At 44.7% G+C, this 21,018-nt stretch carries 23 protein-coding genes; 8 read left to right on the plus strand and 15 right to left on the minus strand.

What is annotated here, in order from left to right:
- Positions 1 to 52: 52 nt before the first annotated feature.
- The 5 genes from AB4Z08_RS17735 to pdhA all read right to left on the minus strand — a co-directional run bounded on the left by AB4Z08_RS17735 (position 53) and on the right by pdhA (position 3,787).
- On the minus strand, positions 53 to 466 hold the full coding sequence (locus tag AB4Z08_RS17735; protein ID WP_441575101.1) for an EVE domain-containing protein: 414 nt from the start codon (positions 464 to 466) through the stop codon (positions 53 to 55).
- Between the two features lie 34 nt (positions 467 to 500).
- Positions 501 to 1,220 (minus strand): (Fe-S)-binding protein, encoded by a 720-nt coding sequence (locus AB4Z08_RS17740; protein WP_441575102.1) that lies wholly within the window; start codon positions 1,218 to 1,220, stop codon positions 501 to 503.
- Between the two features lie 96 nt (positions 1,221 to 1,316).
- Positions 1,317 to 1,817, minus strand: coding sequence for a 6,7-dimethyl-8-ribityllumazine synthase (gene ribH / locus AB4Z08_RS17745; protein ID WP_441575103.1), 501 nt, complete (start codon positions 1,815 to 1,817; stop codon positions 1,317 to 1,319).
- Between the two features lie 125 nt (positions 1,818 to 1,942).
- Positions 1,943 to 2,644 carry a tetratricopeptide repeat protein gene (locus AB4Z08_RS17750; protein ID WP_441575104.1) on the minus strand — a complete coding sequence of 234 codons (702 nt, stop codon included), beginning with the start codon at positions 2,642 to 2,644 and terminating at the stop codon, positions 1,943 to 1,945.
- Positions 2,645 to 2,794: 150 nt separating this feature from the next.
- Positions 2,795 to 3,787 carry a pyruvate dehydrogenase (acetyl-transferring) E1 component subunit alpha gene (gene pdhA, locus AB4Z08_RS17755; RefSeq protein WP_441575105.1) on the minus strand — a complete coding sequence of 331 codons (993 nt, stop codon included), beginning with the start codon at positions 3,785 to 3,787 and terminating at the stop codon, positions 2,795 to 2,797.
- Between the two features lie 228 nt (positions 3,788 to 4,015).
- Between pdhA and recF the strand changes: the two genes are divergently transcribed.
- Positions 4,016 to 5,095, plus strand: a complete 1,080-nt coding sequence (gene recF / locus AB4Z08_RS17760) for a DNA replication/repair protein RecF (protein WP_441575106.1) — start codon at positions 4,016 to 4,018, stop codon at positions 5,093 to 5,095.
- Positions 5,096 to 5,114: 19 nt separating this feature from the next.
- Positions 5,115 to 5,402, plus strand: a complete 288-nt coding sequence (locus AB4Z08_RS17765) for a DUF721 domain-containing protein (protein WP_441575107.1) — start codon at positions 5,115 to 5,117, stop codon at positions 5,400 to 5,402.
- Between the two features lie 7 nt (positions 5,403 to 5,409).
- On the opposite strand, the gene AB4Z08_RS17770 is transcribed toward AB4Z08_RS17765, so the two are convergent.
- From AB4Z08_RS17770 to AB4Z08_RS17795, 6 genes are all read right to left on the minus strand, one after another.
- On the minus strand, positions 5,410 to 5,919 hold the full coding sequence (locus AB4Z08_RS17770; protein ID WP_441575108.1) for a DUF4252 domain-containing protein: 510 nt from the start codon (positions 5,917 to 5,919) through the stop codon (positions 5,410 to 5,412).
- 17 nt (positions 5,920 to 5,936) lie between these two features.
- The gene (locus AB4Z08_RS17775; RefSeq protein WP_441575109.1) at positions 5,937 to 6,458 is read right to left on the minus strand and encodes a DUF4252 domain-containing protein; all 522 of its coding nucleotides are present in this window, start codon (positions 6,456 to 6,458) and stop codon (positions 5,937 to 5,939) included.
- A 35-nt stretch (positions 6,459 to 6,493) separates the two neighbouring features.
- Complete coding sequence (locus AB4Z08_RS17780; RefSeq protein ID WP_441575110.1) at positions 6,494 to 6,964, minus strand: hypothetical protein; 471 nt, start codon at positions 6,962 to 6,964, stop codon at positions 6,494 to 6,496.
- Entirely contained in the window at positions 6,954 to 7,469 is a 516-nt protein-coding gene (locus tag AB4Z08_RS17785; protein ID WP_441575111.1) for an RNA polymerase sigma factor, read from the minus strand. Before AB4Z08_RS17785 ends, AB4Z08_RS17780 begins: the two co-directional genes overlap by 11 nt.
- A gap of 93 nt (positions 7,470 to 7,562) precedes the next feature.
- Entirely contained in the window at positions 7,563 to 8,618 is a 1,056-nt protein-coding gene (locus AB4Z08_RS17790) for an ABC transporter permease (protein ID WP_441575112.1), read from the minus strand.
- A gap of 216 nt (positions 8,619 to 8,834) precedes the next feature.
- Positions 8,835 to 9,914, minus strand: coding sequence for a BT_3928 family protein (locus tag AB4Z08_RS17795; protein ID WP_441575113.1), 1,080 nt, complete (start codon positions 9,912 to 9,914; stop codon positions 8,835 to 8,837).
- 259 nt (positions 9,915 to 10,173) lie between these two features.
- Here AB4Z08_RS17795 and folP point away from each other — a divergent pair, with 259 nt between their 5' ends.
- A complete protein-coding gene (folP, locus tag AB4Z08_RS17800) occupies positions 10,174 to 11,034 on the plus strand; it encodes a dihydropteroate synthase (protein ID WP_441575114.1) in 861 nt (286 codons plus the stop codon).
- 24 nt (positions 11,035 to 11,058) lie between these two features.
- A complete protein-coding gene (locus AB4Z08_RS17805; RefSeq protein ID WP_133809738.1) occupies positions 11,059 to 11,871 on the plus strand; it encodes a diadenylate cyclase in 813 nt (270 codons plus the stop codon).
- A gap of 347 nt (positions 11,872 to 12,218) precedes the next feature.
- Here AB4Z08_RS17805 and AB4Z08_RS17810 read toward each other — a convergent pair whose 3' ends face one another.
- Together AB4Z08_RS17810 and AB4Z08_RS17815 are read right to left on the minus strand one after the other, a co-directional pair.
- Entirely contained in the window at positions 12,219 to 13,112 is an 894-nt protein-coding gene (locus AB4Z08_RS17810; protein WP_441575115.1) for an FKBP-type peptidyl-prolyl cis-trans isomerase, read from the minus strand.
- A gap of 36 nt (positions 13,113 to 13,148) precedes the next feature.
- Positions 13,149 to 14,153, minus strand: coding sequence for a DHH family phosphoesterase (locus AB4Z08_RS17815; protein ID WP_441575116.1), 1,005 nt, complete (start codon positions 14,151 to 14,153; stop codon positions 13,149 to 13,151).
- 165 nt (positions 14,154 to 14,318) lie between these two features.
- Between AB4Z08_RS17815 and AB4Z08_RS17820 the strand changes: the two genes are divergently transcribed.
- Positions 14,319 to 14,735 (plus strand): nucleoside-diphosphate kinase, encoded by a 417-nt coding sequence (locus AB4Z08_RS17820; protein WP_079471943.1) that lies wholly within the window; start codon positions 14,319 to 14,321, stop codon positions 14,733 to 14,735.
- Positions 14,736 to 15,136: 401 nt separating this feature from the next.
- Positions 15,137 to 16,036, plus strand: a complete 900-nt coding sequence (gene xerD, locus AB4Z08_RS17825) for a site-specific tyrosine recombinase XerD (RefSeq protein WP_441575117.1) — start codon at positions 15,137 to 15,139, stop codon at positions 16,034 to 16,036.
- 133 nt (positions 16,037 to 16,169) lie between these two features.
- Here the strand turns inward: xerD and AB4Z08_RS17830 are convergent, their stop codons facing one another.
- Positions 16,170 to 17,066: a hypothetical protein gene (locus AB4Z08_RS17830; RefSeq protein WP_441575118.1), complete on the minus strand. Its 897-nt coding sequence runs from the start codon at positions 17,064 to 17,066 to the stop codon at positions 16,170 to 16,172.
- A gap of 420 nt (positions 17,067 to 17,486) precedes the next feature.
- Here AB4Z08_RS17830 and AB4Z08_RS17835 point away from each other — a divergent pair, with 420 nt between their 5' ends.
- Complete coding sequence (locus AB4Z08_RS17835; protein ID WP_441575119.1) at positions 17,487 to 19,928, plus strand: ABC transporter permease; 2,442 nt, start codon at positions 17,487 to 17,489, stop codon at positions 19,926 to 19,928.
- 191 nt (positions 19,929 to 20,119) lie between these two features.
- On the opposite strand, the gene AB4Z08_RS17840 is transcribed toward AB4Z08_RS17835, so the two are convergent.
- Positions 20,120 to 20,335, minus strand: a complete 216-nt coding sequence (locus AB4Z08_RS17840; protein WP_441575120.1) for a helix-turn-helix transcriptional regulator — start codon at positions 20,333 to 20,335, stop codon at positions 20,120 to 20,122.
- Between the two features lie 157 nt (positions 20,336 to 20,492).
- On the opposite strand from AB4Z08_RS17840, the gene AB4Z08_RS17845 reads away from it, so the two are divergent.
- Complete coding sequence (locus tag AB4Z08_RS17845; protein WP_441575121.1) at positions 20,493 to 20,762, plus strand: hypothetical protein; 270 nt, start codon at positions 20,493 to 20,495, stop codon at positions 20,760 to 20,762.
- Positions 20,763 to 21,018: the final 256 nt, after the last annotated feature.

Below are 21,018 nucleotides of genomic sequence, written 5' to 3' on the forward strand. Positions count from 1 at the left end.
TTATCTTCCGGTAAGAAAGATAACCTTCGCGTTTATAATCTCTGTAAAATATTTACTTTTTCATACCCCCCATCTCCATAATGGCTTCAAACTCCTCCGGCTTCACATCGCATACAGACAAGCGTCCCTGGCGGATCAGCGACAGATCAGCCAGTCTCTTTTCTGCTTTCATTTGTGCAAGCGTAACGAATTTTTTGAAGGGTTTCAGCGGCTTCAGTTCCACTACTACCCAATTAGGATCAGGTGTGGTAGGATCCTGGTAAAACTCTTTAGACACGGTAGCCAGACCAACGATTTCCATTCCTTCATTACTATGATAGAACAGCACCTGGTCGCCCTTTTTCATGCCTCTAAGATTGTTGCGCGCCTGGTAGTTACGTACCCCATCCCAGAAAGTAACTTTATCTTTTACAAACTGATCCCAGGAGTATTTAAACGGTTCAGACTTCACCAGCCAATAGTTCATATTGTATAAAATTTTCGGATTTTAATATGGCGATTTACCAGCCGCTGGCCAGTACATCAGCAATGTGCATTACTTTGATATTGGAGCCATGCTTACGGATATAACCATCCAGGTGCATCAGGCAGGACAGGTCAGTAGAAATCAGGTAATCTGCACCACTGGTCAGGGCGTTGTTGACTTTCTGTTCACCCATACCCATAGAAATCGGCTCAAACTTCACGGCGAAAGTACCGCCAAATCCGCAACACACTTCGCTGTCGTTCATCTCTTTCAGTTCCAGTCCTCTTACTTTTTCCAGCAATTTGCGTGGCCCTTCTTTGATGCCGCATTCCCGCAGTGCACCACAGGCATCGTGATAGGTACCTACCCCGTTGAGCGTGGCGCCCAGGTCAGTTACATGCAATACATCTGTGAGGAATTCTGTAAACTCGTAGAGGTTCTTTTTAAGTAGTTTCACATCGTTATGTGCGGCAGAATTATCGAATAATTTGCCGTAGTAATTACGTACAAAACCGGTGCAGGAACCGCTTGGAGCAACAATGTAGTCGAAGGTTTTAAAATCCTTTACAAACTTGGTAGCGATTGTACGACATTCATCCTGATACCCCGCATTGTAGGCGGGTTGGCCGCAACAGGTTTGTTCCGTGTTATACATCACATTACATCCCAGCTTCTCCAGCACTTTCACCATATTAAAAGCGGTTTCAGGAAACAACTGGTCTACAAAACACGGTATAAATAACTGTACATTCATCTATATAGCTTTTAGCTGTTAGCCGTTAGTCTGCAGCTAACCTTTGTTGTTTAGCTGTTAGCTACTGGCTGTTAGCTATCCTTTTTCGTTTAGCTGCTAGCTCTTAGCTAACTTTCTTTGCAATGCAATCATCTTCAATGCAGTGATGGCAGCCTCTTCTCCTTTGTGGCCGTGCGCTCCTCCGAGCCTGTCCAACGCCTGTTGTTCGTTATCTACCGTCAATATTCCAAATATAACAGGAACAGGTAACTGAAGGTTCAATTGAAGAATACCTTCTGTTACAGCTTTACACACATAGTCAAAATGAGGTGTTTCGCCACGGATCACGCAACCGAAAGCAATAATAGCGCCAGGCTGTTTGCCGGTGCCTTTGGTAGCTTCCCAGTATTGTTTACAGGCGTAAGGTAATTCGAAAGCACCAGGTACGAGTACTTTATCTGTTTTGGTGATTCGGTACTGGTTCAGGGCTTTGTCGCAACCTGCTACCAGTTCATTCACAATGGCGTCATTCCATTCGGTATACACCATAACAACACTGGCATCCTCCAGGTTGAGAATGCCAGCGTCATTTAGTAAGCTCTTATTATGCTCGGACATACAATCAGTTTAGAATTACGGATTATGAATGACGAATGACGGATTGGTGGGTAGATAGTAGCAGATGATCTCCGAGGATATCTACCCACAAATCCGTCATTCGTCATTCATAATTCGTAATTGATTTAATTCTTTACATCACCCAGTCTAGCCAGGTACTTGTCCATTTCACGACCTTCGTTGGTCTGAGGAAACTTCTCCTTAATTTCTTTATAGATGGTGATTGCATCCTGGGATTTACCAGCTTTTTCCAGGGCCAGACCGGCACGGAACAGGTAAACAGGAGCCGTCAGTTCGTTATCATTGTAATGACCAGCTTTTTTGTAGGATTCAATACCGTCATCTGTTTTGTTCAGTTCCATGTAAGCGTCACCGATCAAACCGTAAGCAGTAGGCTGAAGCAGCAGATCGCTGGAGCTAAAAGATTTCAGCATGTCGATACCTTTCTGGAAATCGCCCAGGCGGATATAGCAAACACCCGCACTGTATTTAGCCAGGTTACCGGCTTGTGTGCTACCGTATTTTTCAGCTACCTGTAAAAAACCATAATTATTACCATCACCATTCAGTGCCAGTTTGAATGAATCTACTGCGAAGTAGTTTTGTGCATGGAAAACCATTTCCTGTGCTTTGTTTTCATTCGGCTGTTTAACAAAACGGTTATAGGCGAAGAAACCGCCTACCACTACTACTACTGCAATTACTGCAATAGAAATAACATTTTTGTTTTTATAGAAGAAGTCTTCTGCCTTGTGCATGGATTTCTCCAGGTCAAAATCATTTTTTGTAGGTTGAGGCACGGTGGCTTTATCTTTAGTTTCTGCCATTGTAAGGTGTAATTGTGATTGCTTGGTTATTTAATAGGTAACGAAAAAGCTATTAGCAGTTAGCTTTTAGCTTTTAGGAAATGCAGCGAAGACCATTATATATTAATCTTTGCTGCATTTCCTAAAAGCTAAAAGCTAATGGCCAACTGCTTAATCAACGATGAAAGGATAATCTTCCTGAACGTAAACGTCTTTCAACAATTCATCATCATCAGGCCATGGAGATTCTTCGGCGAAAGTTACGCACTCTTCAACTTCCACTTTCACGCGTTCGTTGATGGCTTCGATTTCGGCTTCAGTAGCCCATTTATTTTTCTGAATTACTTTCAGTACTTCGTTGATTGGATCTTTCTCCTTGTACTCTTCCAGTTCTTCTTTAGTACGATATTTAGCCGGATCGCTCATGGAGTGACCACGGTAACGGTAAGTCTTGATTTCCAGCAAGGTTGGACCGCCTTTTTCACGGCTGCGTTTTACGGCTCTTTCGATACCATCATGCACCGCTTCGCAACTCATACCATCGATAGAATCGGCAGGCATTTCGTAAGCGTCAGCCAACTTATAGATATCCAATACGTTGGAGGTACGTTCTACAGAAGTACCCATGGCGTACATGTTATTTTCACAAATGAAAATTACCGGGAGTTTCCAGGTCATCGCCATGTTAAAGGTTTCATGCAGAATACCCTGACGGGCAGCGCCATCACCAAAGAAACACAACACTACGTTGTCTGTTCCTTTGTATTGCTCTGCAAGCGCCAGTCCGGCACCTGTACCTATCTGAGCTCCAACAATACCATGGCCACCGAAGAACCCATGTTCCTTGGAGAAAAAGTGCATACTGCCTCCCTTTCCTTTCGAACAACCGGTTGCTTTACCATACAGTTCTGCCATACAAGCTTTAGCGGAAATTCCTTTCGCAATTGCCAGCGCATGATCACGATAGGCAGTGATGAATTTATCCTCCGGCTTGGTAGCTGTCATCGCACCAGCAGCAATTGCTTCCTGTCCTATGTACAAATGACAAAAGCCACGGATCTTCTGCATCCCGTACAATTGGCCTGTCTTTTCTTCAAAGCGGCGCAGCAAAAGCATCAATTCATACCAGTACAGATATGTCTCTTTGGTGAATTTCGTCTTCACGTCTGTTTTAGTTTGCACTCTTTCTAAATTTGTTCGCAAATATAACAGGAAAATCCTAAAATATAAATATCAATTCTAATTCCCATTAAATTATGCAAATTCATCAATTTCAAACAGTTTTGCATTTATTTGCACGGGAATCTCAGGGAACTTCCCATTAGTGCGGTTTTTTATCATTTATACAATTGAGAATTTTCGCATATTATTAATTACGAATAACTTTTTTCTTTGCTTTATATTAATAAAATATCACTCGTTCAGTTCAAAAATTACACGCAGGAGACCTTTTCCTTCCAGCACCGGATCGTGGGGATCACCGGCAGAAACGGCGCCGGCAAGACGAACCTGCTCGACGCCATCTACTATTTGTGTTTCACCCGCAGCTATTTTACCAGCAGCGAAAGCCAGAATACCCAGTACCAAACCAACGGATTCCGCCTGGAAGGATACCTTGAAAAGAATACACAGCCGGAAAAGATCATTTGCACGGTCAAAGACGGCAGGAAAGAGATCAGCCTGAACGACGACAGGTACGACCGCTTCTCCCGGCATATCGGCCAGTTTCCAGCCGTGATGATTGCCCCCGATGATGCCGAAATCATCCTGGGCGGCAGCGAGGAAAGACGTAAATGGCTCGATAGCCTCTTGTCACAACTCTACCCGGAGTACCTCGACCACCTCATCATCTATCAGAAAATACTCTTACAACGGAATACCCTCCTGAAAAATATGGCCGCCACCGGACAAAACCAGGATAGCCTGCTCGATGTATTCGATCTGCAACTGGTGATGCACGGCGTACCCGTATACGAAACCAGGAAAACTTTCCTCCAGACCTTCATCCCGAAAGTCCAGGAACTGTATGATTATATTTCCGGCACCCATGAAGTGGTAAATATACAGTACCAGTGTACCCTGCAGGAGGAAGACTATGCTGCACAGCTGAATACCGCCCGTTACCGTGATATGCAGCTGCAACGCACCACCACCGGCATTCACCGAGATGACCTGCTCTTTCTGCTGAATGATCATCTCATGAAAACCAGCGCCTCCCAGGGACAACGTAAAAGCTTTTTATTCGCGCTCAAACTGGCACAGTTTGAAGTGATCCGTCAAAATAAAAAGTTCCCTCCGCTCCTGCTGCTCGATGATGTATTTGAAAAGCTTGACCAGGAGCGCGTTACCCGTTTAATTACATTGGTGGCCAGCGATAGTTATGGTCAGGTGTTTATTACAGATACGCACGCAGACCGCCTGCAACAAGCCTTTGCGGGAACTACCGCTGAAATACAGCTGATAAAGATCTAAATTTTAGTACCTTCGCACCATGCGCCACGGAACTACCAGTATCGGAGATGCCCTTCGGGAATTTATGAACAAAAGCAGGATGAAACCCCGTCTCATGGAGGTGCGTATCCAGGATAACTGGGAGAAGCTTATGGGTAAAACCATTGCCCGCTACACACAGAGTATCCAGCTGATCGATAATAAATTGATCGTAACTACAACAGTGGCGCCACTAAAACAGGAATTGACTTATTCTAAAGACAAGATCATCAAGTTGGTGAATGAAATGCTCGGAGAGAACATTGTAAAAGAGGTGATGATCAGGTAAACTGGGATCAGTTGGAGGCAAACTGACGAATCAGGCTGTTAACTTCGGAGATTTTCATGGTGGTCTGCAGATTTACAATCACGAAATCTGACGCATCCTGGATCAACATCACCACATTACCCAGCTCATCATCTTTCCCTTTGTTGAGTATATGCACCAGGCTTCCCTTATCTCTTACTTCCATCAGCATATCAAAATGCTCATTGCGTTCCAGGTTACTTTTTAAATCTGCAATCTCGTCTCTGCTTACCGTACTACCGTTCACGTTAGAGATGGTATATACTTTTACACGACGTACATTATTCAAGGCATGTTTCACGCTTTTAGCGTCGGCATCATCTCCGGCAAACGACAGGCACCAACCCGCCAGCTTCATGCTGAAACCGCCTACAGACACGGTATGTACTTCTGCATTTGCCCGGTGTTTGTTACGGAATTCACGCAGACATCTGTCTTGTGCACTAACTGCTGAAGCAGACAATAAAAAACAACCGGCAGCAATAATGAATGATTTCATGGGAGTTTTTTTTTGAATTATTTCTTCTTGATATTTTTCAGCTTATCCATTCCCTGGATGTTGACAGATCCTGCAATGAGTGAAATTTCGTTGAGGTCAATATCGCCCACCAGGCTCATGGCCATGAACTCATTGGAGCTGCCTACGAGCATAATCAGTTCGCTGATAGCCCCTTTGGCGTTTTCCCTGACCATAAATTTCAGGTCGCTGTCTTTATCCCGCAGTGTCATCAGCTCTTCGAAATCGCTGCTGAGAAAAGCGGCTGCTTCCTTGTACAGGCGTGGACCTTCGCGGGTATCTTCTTTGGCAAGGATCCGCAGTCCTTTCAGTTTCTGTATTACTTTCATCATGTTTTTGGCATCTGCATCGCCCGTTTCTACTTTGGCGAACATGCTGAACATTTTGGGCGTAATACTGACCAGCGTAAAGCTCCGGTCGCTTTCGTACTTCTGGAAAAACCGGTCTATGACGCTCCCCTGCTGTGCAGAGAGGTGGAAACTGGCAAAGACCGCCATCAATAATAATAGGTATCGTTTCATCTTTCTATATTTAGTATCGGTTTTTGAATGGCTGATTAATCTTTTCCTTCTACAATGGCCGTAGCCTCATTGAAATAAGAGAGCTTCTGCATTTTGGACGTCCCTTTGTTCAGGTTTTTCGCCAGCAGCTGTAATGCTTTCTTGGTTTCGGCCAGTGCGCGCTGCGGATCATTCATTTCCTGCTGTTTCAAGGCAATGATCGCTTCCTGCTGCCGGTGGCCCTGTTGCTGAAGCGCATAGCCGATGCCAACGGCTACCAGCAATACTGCTGCATACTTCATCCAATGGCGGAACGGCGACAACTTCACTACTTTTGCCGGGGGGGCTTCCCATACTTTTGTTGCCTCCACATGAAAGTACTGGAACATAGGAGCCGCCTCCTGCAACGCTTCCGGTAAATCAGGGTGAGGAGTACTGAAAAATTCACGCAACCCTGCTTCTTCTTCCAGGGAAGTTTCTCCTTCCCAATATTTTTCCAGCAATGCACTGATCCTGTTATAATCCATATACCTGCAGATTTTGTAGTTTCTCCCGAACCGTTTTACGGGCCCGGTGCAAATTCACTTTTACATCATTCATGTCTATATCCAGTATGTCGGCGATCTCCTGGTAGGAATGCCCGTCTATGTCCCGCAGTTGCAGGATGGTACGGTACTTTTCCGGCAGGGCATTGATCGCCACATGCACTTTTTGCATTACATCGTTCTGTTCCGTTGCAGCATGCGGACTTTGCTGTTGTACAGCGGGCAGCTCTCCTGCCCTGTCCAGGTCGTCAGACATGCGGTACTTCCTGGACTTGATTTTGTCCAGCGCCAGGTTGCGGGTAATACGCATGCACCAGGCTTCCATATTCTGTAACTCCACCATCTTCTCCTGCATACCCCATACTTTCATAAGGGCATCCTGGGTGATATCCTGCGCGTCTTCCTCATTACCTAACAGGCGGAATGCAAAGCGGTAAAGCTTTTGCCTGACTGGGACCACCTGTGTAAGAAATCGTTCTAATGACATGCAGAATAGTGCGTTTGAAAAGAAGACGACTGTAAAAAGCGGATGTTACAAAAAGTTGAAAAAAATTTTTAGTGTCGGGAGATGTCCCTTGCATTAATCCAGTTTAATTCTCGGATCTATGAGCGTATAGAGCAGATCCGCCAGCAGGTTTACGAGCACGAAGATGCCTGCGGTGAGTAAGATAGCTCCCATTACAACGGGGAAGTCGAATTTGTCGAGGGCATCCACGGTGACTTTACCAATGCCTTTCCAGCCAAAAATGTATTCTACGAAGAAGGCGCCTGCCAATAGTTCGGCAAACCAACCTGTGATAGCGGTGATAACGGGATTGAGGGCATTAGGCAACGCATGGCGCCAGATGACCCTGGACTTGGAGAGCCCTTTGGCGTAGGCGGTGCGGATATAGTCCTGGTGGAGTACATCCAGCATGGCACTGCGGGTGAGCTGCACAATGATGGCCAGCGGGCGGATACCTAAAGTAATAGCTGGCAACACCAGGTTCCGCAGGTTTAATACCCGGCCTTTGAAAGGATCTACATCAAACAGACTGCCGCTCATATGCAGCCCGGTATAATCACTGAGTACAAAGCCAAAGAGATAAGCCAGTACGATACCGGCGAAAAAGGATGGAGCGGAAATCCCCGCTACGCTGGCAAATACAGCACCGGTGTCCATCCAGGTATTTTGTTTTACGGCAGAGAGCACGCCCATAGCGATGCCGGTAATGGTAGCAAACAACATCGCGGCTACCGCCAGCAGCAAAGTGCCGGGCAAAGCTTCCATTAAAATATCCCATACCTGCTTCTTCCCCTGGTATGAGCGTCTGAGGTAGGGTGTTTTCAGCACCAGTATTTTCTCTTTTGATATATGCGCTACCGTTATGTAATGCAGATTCTCCTTTGCCTGTTCGGGTGTATGCACCCCTACCGGCAACAGGTCATTCAGATAATACATAAACTGCACCCCAACCGGCTGGTCGAGATGCAGTTCTTTGCGTACGTTTTCCAATGAGGCCACGTCTGCCCGCTGTCCCAGGGTAAGCCTGGCCGGATCGCCCGGCAATACATTGAACAGGAAAAACACCAGCACCACCACACCGAGTAGTACCAGTATACCATAACCTGTTTTACGAAGCAGAAAACGAAGCATAGATAGCGGTTAGCAGTTAGCTTTTAGCTGTTAGCAGTTAGTCTTTAGCGATTGGCCTTTAGCTATTAGCTATTAGTAAATGTAATAAAAGTCAGCAGGTGATCTCCGCTGCGTTTACTAACAGCTAATAGCTAATAGCTGCTAGTAATATACTAAAAATCAGCAGGTGATCTCCGCTGCATTTACTAACAGCTAATAGCTAACAGCTAAAAGCTATCACGGAATATCATTATAGTGCCATTTGCCTTTGATGGTACCCTTATCCAGCAGTATCAGGCAGGGATTACTTCTGCCGGCTGTTTTGATGGCTACACCATCCATCTGTACAAATGGAAACTCCAGGCCATGTTGTTGTTTAAACGCAGCTATTTCTTCTTTGGTAGAAGCTGTCACTCCATATATTAATATACCCTGATTTTTCCACTTGTCCTGCAGCACTTTCATTTTCACGTCCCAGCCGCTACCCGCCTTCTGTACATTTTGTACGAGGAAGAGGTATACGGGTTTGGTTTCTGCTAAAATGGCCTGGGTTTGATTTACACCATCGGCATCCGTGAGGATGAAATCCTTGATGGCTGGTTCTGCATTACCTTTCTTCACCAGTTTGTCTTTACGGTCTACAAACTTCCAGGTGCTGTCTGACCATGGGTAGTTGTCTGCCGTAAATTCTTTCTTCTGACCATCTTTCTCATAAATAAACATCATTTCGTACACGTCCGGAGTAGCGCCTGGAGGCAGTTTCATCTTCTCCGGAATATTATTACCTATTTTATAAGGCAGGCAGTCAACAAAAGGCAGGTGTTTTAAAGTATACCATTGAATACCAAAAGACAGGATCGTTGCTATCACCAGGGCAATACCAGCCCCCTTGACAGGTTGAATTTGTTTGCGGTAGAAAAAAATCACGAGGATCATCACTAACAGGATCACATCTTTCCAGAATGTTTCTACTGCGGTGAGTTTGATACAGTCGCCGAAACAGCCGCATTCACGGATGGTGCCGCTGAATAGCGCGTAACCGGTGAGGAAGGTAAAGAAGATGATGAGCAGTAACAGCAGCACTGAAAAGATACGCATGCGGTATCCTACCAGCACGGCCACCCCTGCAATGATTTCGAAGGCATTCATCAATATCGAGTATGCCAGGGAATAGGGAGAAAGAAATGTCAGATGCAACACTTCGAAAAATTCCTCCATTTTATAACTGAGCCCCAACGGGTCATTGGCTTTAATAAGACCGGAGAAAATGAATAACACCCCAACGATTATACGCAACAGGTTAAGGATAATCTTCATAAAATAGTTTAATGGTGATTGTGATCCGTGAAGATAAGGACAATCATGATTTACATTTCTCTAAAATTGATGAGCGCAACATTTTGTTGACGCCGCTGGTAAATCTGTTGCTGAATTAAAGCACTAAATCCCTAAATTCGGAAATGATTGATTTTCCTTCTTAGATTTGCAGGCAAAATAAAGAATTTCGGGTAAAAGGCCAGAACTATATGAAAATCAGGCAACAGAGGCCTGCATGCTAACTACTTAACGCATTCAAATGAAACCAGACCATATCCAAACATTCTCCTCACCAGCTATTAATTGCAGGGGGCAATTATTGTCGCTGTCTACACCAGCGGTGATGGGTATTATTAATGTAACCACAGATTCTTTTTATGAAGGCAACCGTATGCATGAGTTGCACCTGGTGATGGAAAAGGCGAAGCAGCACCTGGAAGAAGGCGCTACCATCCTGGATCTGGGCGCACAAAGCACCCGTCCCGGTGCAGATGTGATTGGTGCAGAAGAAGAACTACATCGTTTATTACCAGCTATTCACGCTATACTCAACCGTTATCCGACTGCTATTATTTCTATAGATACCTGGTATGCCGCCGTAGCTGAAAAAGCGGTGCATGCCGGTGCAGCTATTATTAATGATGTGAGTGCCGGTGATATGGATGCCAACATGATTCCGGTTGTTGGGCAGTTGCAGGTACCTTATATTGCGATGCACATGCAGGGCAAGCCTGCTACCATGCAGCAGCGTCCTCAATATGAAAATGTAGTGACCGAGGTGCTGGACTATCTGAAACAAAAGCTGGCGGAATGCCGCGCAGCGGGCATCAAAGACTTTATTGCAGATCCAGGCTTTGGCTTCGGGAAAACCATTGAACATAATTATGCCCTGCTGAAGGAGCTGCATCTGTTTAAAGATATCCTGGGTGTTCCGGTGCTGACAGGCATTTCCCGCAAATCGATGATCTATAAGTTACTGGACATTACGCCGGTGGAGGCATTGAATGGCACAACAGTATTGAATACCATTGCCCTTCAACAGGGCACGCATATATTAAGGGTACATGACGTTAAAGCCGCTGTAGAAGCGGTAAGGATTATGGAGAAAATGAAAGGCTAATTAAATCTTGCTATTTTTACAACTATGAAGGAAGTAATACAATTTTATGGGGTTGAGTTTCGCTGGCTGAATGTTTTGGACCTGCTGATTGTTGTTTTTTTAATCATTCAATTATATCGTTTATTAAAAGGTAGTCTTGCTTTCAATATTTTCGTTGGGTTGTTGATGGTATATGCAGCGTATTTCCTGGTCAGGGCTTTACAGATGCCTATTCTGACCATAATCCTGCAGAACTTTATTAATGTGGGTATCATTGCCATCATTATTATTTTTCAGCCGGAGATCCGGAAGTTTTTGCTGGTATTGGGAAAGAAGACACCGCTGAGCAAGGATAGTTTTTTGACCAAGTTGTTCCTTCCTGATAAGTTTAAGAGTTATAAGGAAGAAGAAAATATTATCAATGAACTCATTGTTGCGGTGAGCAGAATGCAGAGTACTTCTACCGGTGCACTGATGGTAATTGCAACTACCTATCGACTAAAATTCGACTCAGCATCCAGTATTCCTATTGATGGTAACGTGAGTGCCAAGCTGATAGAAAGCATTTTTGAGAAGCACAGTCCCCTGCATGATGGTGCATTGATTATAGTAGGTAATAAGATCCTGGCAGCCAAAGTGATATTGCCGGTGTCTGAAAATCCGAATCTGCCTACACGTATCGGCTTACGTCACCGTTCCGCCGTGGGCATCACCGAGCATAGCGATAACCTGGCCATTATCGTATCTGAGGAAAGGGGTACCGTTTCCTATGCAATGGACGGGGTCCTGACACAGGATGTATCACTGGAAGACCTGAAAGTGAAGTTATATGAAGTGCTGATTGACGGATATGCGTAGAACAGCGGTTAGCTATTAGCTTTTAGCTGTTAGCAAATGCAGCGGAGATTGACAGAGAAGATTAACTAGTGAAACAGCTGTTAGCTGTTAGTAAATAAATATAAAAAAAGAAAGGAGATCAGGTATAATACCCGATCTCCTTTCTTTTTATGAGGATTGTTAATCTTCTCTGTCAATCTCCGCTGCATTTACTAAAAGCTAATAGCTAACCGCTGTTTAAATATAAAAAGAAAGGAGATCGGGTATTATACCCGATCTCCTTTCTTTTTATGAGGATTGTTAATCTTCTCTGTCAATCTCCGCTGCATTTACTAAAAGCTAAAAGCTAATAGCTAACAGCTGTTTCACTATTTCCCTGGAGCTGGAGCTGGAGCCGGCATTACCGGAGCTGCTGCTTCTGGAGCACCTGCTTTAATGTCTACCAGTTGTACGTCAAATACCAGGATAGAGTTACCAGGAATTACTGGAGGACTGCCCTGTAAGCCGTAAGCTAAGCCGGAAGGAATTACCAGTGTTGCTTTGGAACCTTTTTTCAGGCCGCTTAAGCCAGCATCCCAACCTCTGATCACGAAACCACGACCGATAGGGAATTTAATTGGTTCTAAAGGCATACCTGGGCGCATAGTTGAATCCTGGCTGGAATCAAATACTTTACCGGTGGTCAGTTTACCAGTGTAGTGTACATAAACGGTATCACCTGGGTTAGGTGTAGCGCCGGTACCTTCCTGGTTAACGGCTACGTATACGCCTGCAGCGTTTTTAGTAGCTTTGATTTTGTTTTTGTCGAGGTACTCACTGATGAGTTTCTCGTCTTTTTCTCTCTGGGCAGCAGCAGAGTATATACCTTCTACAGCGAAAGTGATTTTCAGCTTGTCACCTTTTTTACCAAACGGAGGACGCTCCTGAGCTGGTAATGAATCCCAGGGAATGATAAAAGTAGCGCTATCACCTGCGTGCAGGAGAGCAATACCTTCCATCAGATCAAACTTGTTTGCTGGCTTCTGCAACACTACCGGAACGGCAGCTCCAACCATTTTACGGGACTCGCCCAACAGGGAATCATTGATGCGTTGGGTTACATTCAGAAGGGCAGTATCACCCAATTTCAGTTGTGCTCCGCTGCCAGATTTGTGAACGATATACTCAATACCGCTCGGTGTTTTTTTAACACCCGTTCCGCAACTGGCTATCAGAAAGCCTAAAGCTGCAGTTGCAACTAATAACTGATTGTTTTTTTTCATTTGTTTGTATTAGTAGGTTGAAATACTTTATTTAACTTATTGCAGCAGATCCTCGTTTTCCTCGACCGCCTTAATGAAACGGTCAACGGTTTTTTCCAGGGGATCTACGCTGCGACCACCGGAAGCGTTAAAGTGTCCACCACCATCGAAGTATTTGCGGGCGAAAGTATTCACATCGAAATCTCCTTTGGAGCGGAATGACAATTTAACTTCTGAGTTTCTGTCAATGATCAGTGCGGCCATTTTAATGCCCTGTATGGATAACAGGAAATTTACCAGGCCTTCCGTATCCCCTGTTTGCAGGTCAAACCTTTTCAGGTCGGAATAAGGAATGGCCAGCATGGCGGTATTGTATTCATAGAATACTTCCATGCGGTTCAGCAGACTATGTCCGAGGAAGCGCAGGCGGTTTTCCAGGAAATTGTCGTAGATCGCCTGATGTATTACCTCGTGGCGCAGGCCTCTGTCCATCAGATCGGCCACCATGCGGTGCACGGCAGCAGAAGTAGATGCAAAGCGGAAAGAACCCGTATCGGTTACAGTACCGGCATAGATGCACTGTGCAATTTCGAGGTTAATATACTGCTCATCTCCCAATTTATATATAGTTTCATAAACTAATTGGGCAGTTGAGCTGGCTTTGGTATCACTAATTCCGTATTCGAAATTGGGCTGAGGCTCCAGGTGATGGTCTACAAGGATTTTGATACAATCCAGTTTTTCCAGGTGGGGCGCCAGATTTTTGGTGCGGTACAAGGCGTTGAAGTCCAGGCAAAACAGGAGTTCTATGCCTTTCAATGCCTCGATAGCCCGGTCCATGGAAGATTCGTAGTCAATAACCAAATCAGCTCCTGGCATCCATTTCAGGAAATCCGGAAAGTTAGTGGGTGATATTACAGTTACCTGGTGTCCTTTCTGCACTAAGTAGTGGTACATTGCTAAGGAAGATCCCATGGCATCCGCATCTGGCTTCTGATGCATCGTGATGACCACTTTCTTAGGGCTTTCCAGCAAAGGCTTAATTTCCTCGATCGGCTTCATTAAAAAACTGTAATGTTAAGAGTTGATTTCCAATCACAACAAGTGGTTGAAACAGAAAACGAAGTGCGAAGATCTTTATTTGAGCCAGAATTTCAAAATTTTTTACCACTAAAGAAAATGTAATTACTTTTGCGGCCTAATCTGTAATTCGGAATTAAACATTATATGAGCAACAGAACATTTACTATGATCAAGCCTGATGCAGTAGCAAACGGGCACATTGGCGGCATTTTAAACATGATCAACGCTGCAGGTTTCCGCATCGTAGCCATGAAGATGACGCAGTTATCTACTGCTAAAGCAGGTGAGTTTTATGCAGTACATGCGGAAAGACCTTTTTACGGTGAACTGGTAGAATTCATGAGCAGCGGCCATATCGTAGCGGCTATCCTGGAGAAAGACAACGCCGTAGAAGATTTTCGTAAACTGATTGGTGCTACCAATCCTGCTAATGCAGAAGAAGGTACCATCCGTAAAAAATACGCAGAGTCTATCGGCCGTAACGCAGTTCACGGTTCCGACTCTGATGAGAACGCTGCAATTGAAGGCAACTTCTTCTTCAGCGGTCTGGAAAAATTCTAGTACTACAACGCAAATTCATTGCAAAAGGGCTGGCGCTTCAAAACGCCAGCCCTTTTTATTTTTATAGTATCTAAGCTCTTCATTTAAAACTATTTATATCCATCTACCTAAAGTAATTTGCTCAACAAACACCGCCGCCTGCCAAATCGGCGTAAACACATGATTTTTAATGAAAATGTGATGCTTAAATAAGCCCAGAAAACAGGCTTTTTTCAGGTAAAATCACCAAAATATTCATCTTGTCAAATAATTCATTATCAGATATTTATACCTATACAACGAAAGCCTGACTTTAAACAAATACCCCTCTCCTCTTTTTGACCCAAAAAAGCTGGTATAATATTACCATTTCGGATAGCCGTTCACGTTGTTTCCCCTAAAACTTTTTAACTTGCCCTTCTATGTGGCAATCATTCCGGAAACTGTTTAAAGGGTATTTAAGATTGGAGCGGTCCATGTCCGACCACTCCGTAGAAGCATATGTGCGTGATGTAGAAAAGCTGGAGCAATACCTGATGTCGGTCGGCAAAGATAAACTCCGCCCCCAGGATGTAACCCTGGAAGACCTGCAAGGTTGCGTACAATGGATTGCCAAACTGGGAATGACCGCTACCTCCCAGGCCAGAACAATTTCAGGCCTCAAAGCATTTTATAAATTCCTGTTGCTGGAAGACATGGCCCAGGAAGATCCTACCCAACTGCTCGAAGCCCCCAAGGTGTTACGTAAACTACCGGACGTACTCACCTTTGAAGAGATAGAACAAATCATTGCCCAGATATCGCTGGACACCGCCGAAGGACACCGCAACAAAGCGATCCTGGAAACGATGTATAGCTGCGGGCTGCGTGTAAGTGAAGTCATCAACCTACAGATTACCCAGCTGCATATGGACGTAGGATTTATCCGCGTAATAGGTAAAGGCAATAAAGAAAGGATGGTACCCATTGGCAAAGACGCCATGCGGCAGATAGATATTTACCGGAGAAATGTTCGTATACAGTTGCCCGTTAAGTATGGAGAAGAAGACACCCTCTTTCTGAACCGCCGGGGCGGCGCCCTGAGCCGGGTCATGATTTTCCTGGTGATTAAGGAGCTGACGAAGAAAGCAGGCATTCATAAAAATGTGTCGCCCCATACCTTCCGGCACTCGTTTGCTACCCACCTGGTAGAAGGCGGCGCCGACCTGCGCGCCGTACAGGAAATGCTGGGGCATGAAAGCATTACAACAACAGAAATTTATACACACCTGGACCGGGAGTATTTAAGAGATACCCTGCTGCGTTTTCATCCGAGGTTCTAAGGGCTATAAAAAGAAACAGCTACCCGGGGAAAGGTAGCTGCTCTTTTGCCATTAAGATGGGTCAACATTCGGGGAACGTCGTGTTGATGACGGAGTTGACTAACAGATGGAAGACTTCGAACTTTCTTTTCTTTTACAATAAGCTGTAGTGGGTTAGCAAACGATCTTTATCACTCTTATTTTTTCGTTGGGCCGTTAGCGTAATCATATCGCTTAACCAGCTACCAATCTGACTGGACGCCCTTTTGACTCTCGAACGCTTATAAATTATATTCAGGTTGCTGCAGGGGGCAATGTCCCGGCGGTCTCTGGATTGAGACATCCTTTCATCTTCTGCCCACAGCAGTTGTTCATTTTTATAAATTTTAAAATACACATCTGGTCCCAGGTTTTTCCGGTCCGGTATAATCGACTTCATCAACCCTGACCGCACATGTTGGCGGGAGAAATGAAGAAAGTACCGACCCACCTCATCTGTCTTCGCGTGCCCGATTATCTGACCGGTTTGCGCGTTATAGGCTTCTACTTTCAAATGAGGCTGCCCTGCCGCGCCCAGATGGGGTTTTACCACTCCTGTAATTACCCAGGCTCCTGCATTGGCATAAATGTTATGCCAGATGGTGGCAGGTATTACGTAGGCATAGGCGCCAACATAACCATTACTATTCCGTTTCCAGTGCAACACAATACTGCTCAGGTGAAAGTTGCGCGACTGCTGGCTACCATTTTTACCGGGTAACTGATCCAGACAAAGGTCCAGTTCCAGTGGTTCGGTAAAGAGATGTACTTCGTCCCAGCTAAGACTAAAGTTTCCTTTTTCATCCAGCGTGGTGTGAGCCAGCAACCGGTCGGCCTTCATCAGTACTTCTTTGGCTGACAACGGCTTCATGTCATTAAAGATACCTGATGCCTGATTTTCTGTCCGGTTTCTTATATCCGGCAGATAAATACGAATGCGTGCATTTGCCAGTGGCTCAATACAATCATTACAAATAAGTGCAGAGATGTTTCCGATTAATAGGTAACTCATAATTTTATTTTTTTAACGAAAAAAAAGGGGTTAACGAGCATCACCTGATGAATTGTTTCTGCATATACTAAATCAAAGACAAACAAGGTAGAAAGGCCAATTACTATTAAACTTTTCTGAGGACAATAGATTACTAAGCCAGTTGACAATACAAAGATTAGGAAGTTTAGAAGAGGAGTCAAGCGTTTAACAACTGAAAAAAATGAATACGTATAAGTACGCATATCAGCATGAGAGTTACGTGGTGAGATTGATTGGCAAGATGTTATGAGGAAGAATGCAGCATGTCATGCGCCCGGATATGGACTATGTGTGTTCGGATACGGACAACAAGGCATCTTCGTTCATCTGATTATCAGGTTGATATGAAAAGGCATGTTTTTGGGCAATGTAGTTACCTGCAAAAAGCCAATTGAAAGCATGCTTAGAAACTACCTGAAAATCGCCTGGAGAAATCTGCTGAGAAACAGGACATTCTCCTTTATCAACATCACCGGTCTGGCAGTGGGACTTGGCTGCTTTCTGCTGATTGGACTGTATGTGCTGGATGAACTGAGCTTCGACCGTTACTATAATAAAACAGGAAATATCTATCGTATCAACGGGGATGCCCGTTGGGGTGGTCAGGAGCTTCACGTGGCCGAAACTTCGGATATGATGGGGCCCATTCTTAAAGAGGATTATCCACAGGTGCAGGAATACACCCGGATTTATTCGCACAGCGGTGACGTAAAACTGATCAGGAAAGACCATGAGTATATCACAGAAACGCGTACCGCTTATGTTGATTCCACCTTCTTCAATGTCTTTGCATTCCCGGCCCTGGAAGGCAATACCCTGACTGCATTGAATGTTCCCCATACCGTAGTGATAACGGCATCCACTGCGGTCCGCTATTTCGGATCGGCCGGCAGCGCCATCGGCAAAATGCTCGAAGTGCAGGAAGGCGGCAAGGACATTCCCTATAAAGTGAGTGCTGTGATAGCCGATATTCCCGGCAATACCCATTTCCATTTTGACCTCCTCTTCCCGATGAAAAGCCTGGACTACAAATGGGGACAATTGGGCAATGCTAATTTCCACACCTACCTCGTCCTCAAACCCGGCACTGATTACAAAGCTTTTGAAAAAAAGTTTCCCGACTATATTGAAAAACATCTTATCCCCATCATGAAGGATTTTCAGATCTACAGTATGGCAGACCTGGAAAAATCGGGGAACCGGTTTAGCTTTTCGCTCATTCCTGTAACACAAATACACCTGTATTCCGACAGGCAGGGCGGAGAAGAACTCAGCCCACCCGGCAGTGTGCAATATGTTGCCATTTTTTCTGCCGTGGCCCTGTTCATTCTGCTCATTGCCTGTGTCAACTTCATGAACCTGACAACGGCCCGATCTATCGGCAGAGCGCGGGAAGTAGGCGTCCGCAAAGTATTGGGTACTGATCGCAGAGAACTGGTGATGCAGTTCCTCATTGAATCTGTCCTGATGGTATTTCTGTCCTTATTGATCGGCATCGGTATCACCTTTCTGGCACTACCACTTTTCAATTCACTGTCCGGCAAAACAATGACCCTGGCAAGTCTTTTTTCCCCGGTGATCCTGCCACTGATGATCGCATTGCCTTTTGCAGTAGGACTGCTGGCGGGAAGCTATCCGGCTTTCTTCCTCTCCGGCTTTAAACCTATCGAAGTATTGAAAGGCAGGCTTAAGGCAGGAACAAAAAGTGGAGGGCTTCGGAGCGCCCTGGTCATCGTCCAGTTTACCATTTCAATTGTGCTGATCATTGGGACAGTCGTTGTATTCCGGCAACTGCATTATATTCAGACACGCGACCTTGGATTTAACAAGGAGCAGGTATTGATTATTGATGGTGCCGATGCGCTGGGCAGCAATGCGGATGCATTTAAAAAGGAAGTGACACAATTATCCGGTGTAAAAGCCGGGACGCTTAGTGGCTTTCTTCCGGTATCCAAATCTTCCCGTAATGTATATAACATCTTCAAAGACCCTGTCCAAACTGCATCCAACAGTTTCAATATAGCCACCTGGGCGATTGACGACGGGTACTTTTCTACAATAGGTATCAAAGTGTTAAAGGGAAGGAATTTTTCTCCCGGTTCCAGAACGGATTCCTCCTCTGTAATCATCAACGAGGCGGCGGCCAGGATTTTAGGGTATGCCGATCCGATAGGAAAGAATGTATATACCTTCAATGATGCCGGAAAGCCAACCGCCTATCCGATCGTAGGCCTGGTAAAGAATTTTAATTTTGAAACCCTGCACCACGAAGTAGGTCCGCTTATGTTCACCTTGCAAAGAAGCACCGGCCTTGCCTCTTTTAAAGTGAATACCTCCGTCATCGCCCCGCTGATCGGACAGGTCAGGAACAAATGGACGGCGCTGGCGCCTGGTGCACCTTTCAGCTTCCGGTTCCTCGATGATTCCTTTAACGAAATGTACCAATCCGAGCAACAGGTTGGAAAAATTGCTACTATCTTTTCAGTTTTGGCCATATTGATCTCCTGTCTGGGTATGTTCGGATTGGCAACATTTGTTGCGGAACAAAGAACAAAGGAGATGGGAATCCGCAAAGTACTGGGAGCAAGTGTACAAGGGATCGTTGGTTTGCTTTCGGCGGATTTTATAAAGCTGGTGGTCATCGCCTTCTTCATCGCCACTCCTTTGGCCTGGTGGGTCATGAATAAATGGTTGCAGGACTTTGTCTACCGGGTAAATTTCAGTTGGTGGATTTTCCCGGCATCGGGTCTGGTTGCTTTGCTCATTGCGCTGGCCACGGTAAGCTTTCAGGCCATTCGGGCAGCGGTGGCCAATCCTGTCAGGAGCCTCAGAATGGAATAAATTTTATCGATAGTGCAGTGAAAGAGTAGTAAGAGTGTAGTAAGAGTGTAGTAAAAGAGTAATGTAACAGTAGTAGCAATGTAGTGGAACTGTAATAGAAGTATAGCAGGAATGTAATAGATAGACGAGTCCCAGGTACCGGAGAAGTATTCGAGAAGTATACGAGAAGTAATAATAGTACGGGGCATTGCCTAGCCATTTTTCTTTGTACTAATCAGTAATTCCCTCACATCTACGTCCAATGCCTCCGCAATGGCAAACAGAGATTCTATTCCTGGCTGCACGCTGTTTGTACACCACTTGGAAACCGTTCCTACAGTTACCTCTAGCCTCTCGGCCAGCCAGTTATTTGTCCGCCCTTTTTCCACGATAACTATTTTAATCCTATTATATATCTTCTTAGCCATATAATGTTTGGTTCCGGAATTATTTATAGCAAAATAAGAATTATTTATGAATTGAATAGCTGCAATATAGATATTATTACAATTTTTATTAGTAATATTACAACCAATTTTAGTTAAATTACAACTAATTAAGTATCTTTATTCAAACATCATCCATATGCAACCCCACGCAATATACGCTTTCACACAAAAGCCTTTACGCCTAACGGATGAAGAATTCCTCCATCCGGAAGCTGTTTTGAAAAACTTCTTCGAGCTATTCGGTCCGGGTGAAACCAGCTACATCCTTTCTTCAGTACAAACCGAAGCGCTGACTAACCCTGATAGCCCTTACAACTCTGTAAAAGAGCGAATGAAAGTATTCTCCTGTTTTACGGAATTACATCGGGTTATAGAAGCGGCGTTTGTTATCTCCCAAAAAATATAAATTTTCAAATTCAATGATGCCGCTTTGTTCATATAAGAAAAGGCGCCACGAAAGGCGCCTTAGTAGTTTATTATAAATCAGTATTAGTCACTTTCCATTTGAAGGCTCATTGCTAAAATAAAAGGATGCGTAATTCTACGCAATCTACAGATAAGCCTACGTAATCAATTCAACTTCAACAATTAGCTAAAATCGGTAAAACACAATAGCACGCTGAATCAGCGCCTATGATAATATATCTACGTTTTTTAGCTTA

Source organism: Chitinophaga sp. RAB17 (assembly GCF_052114225.1).
Classification (GTDB): Bacteria; Bacteroidota; Bacteroidia; order Chitinophagales; family Chitinophagaceae; genus Chitinophaga.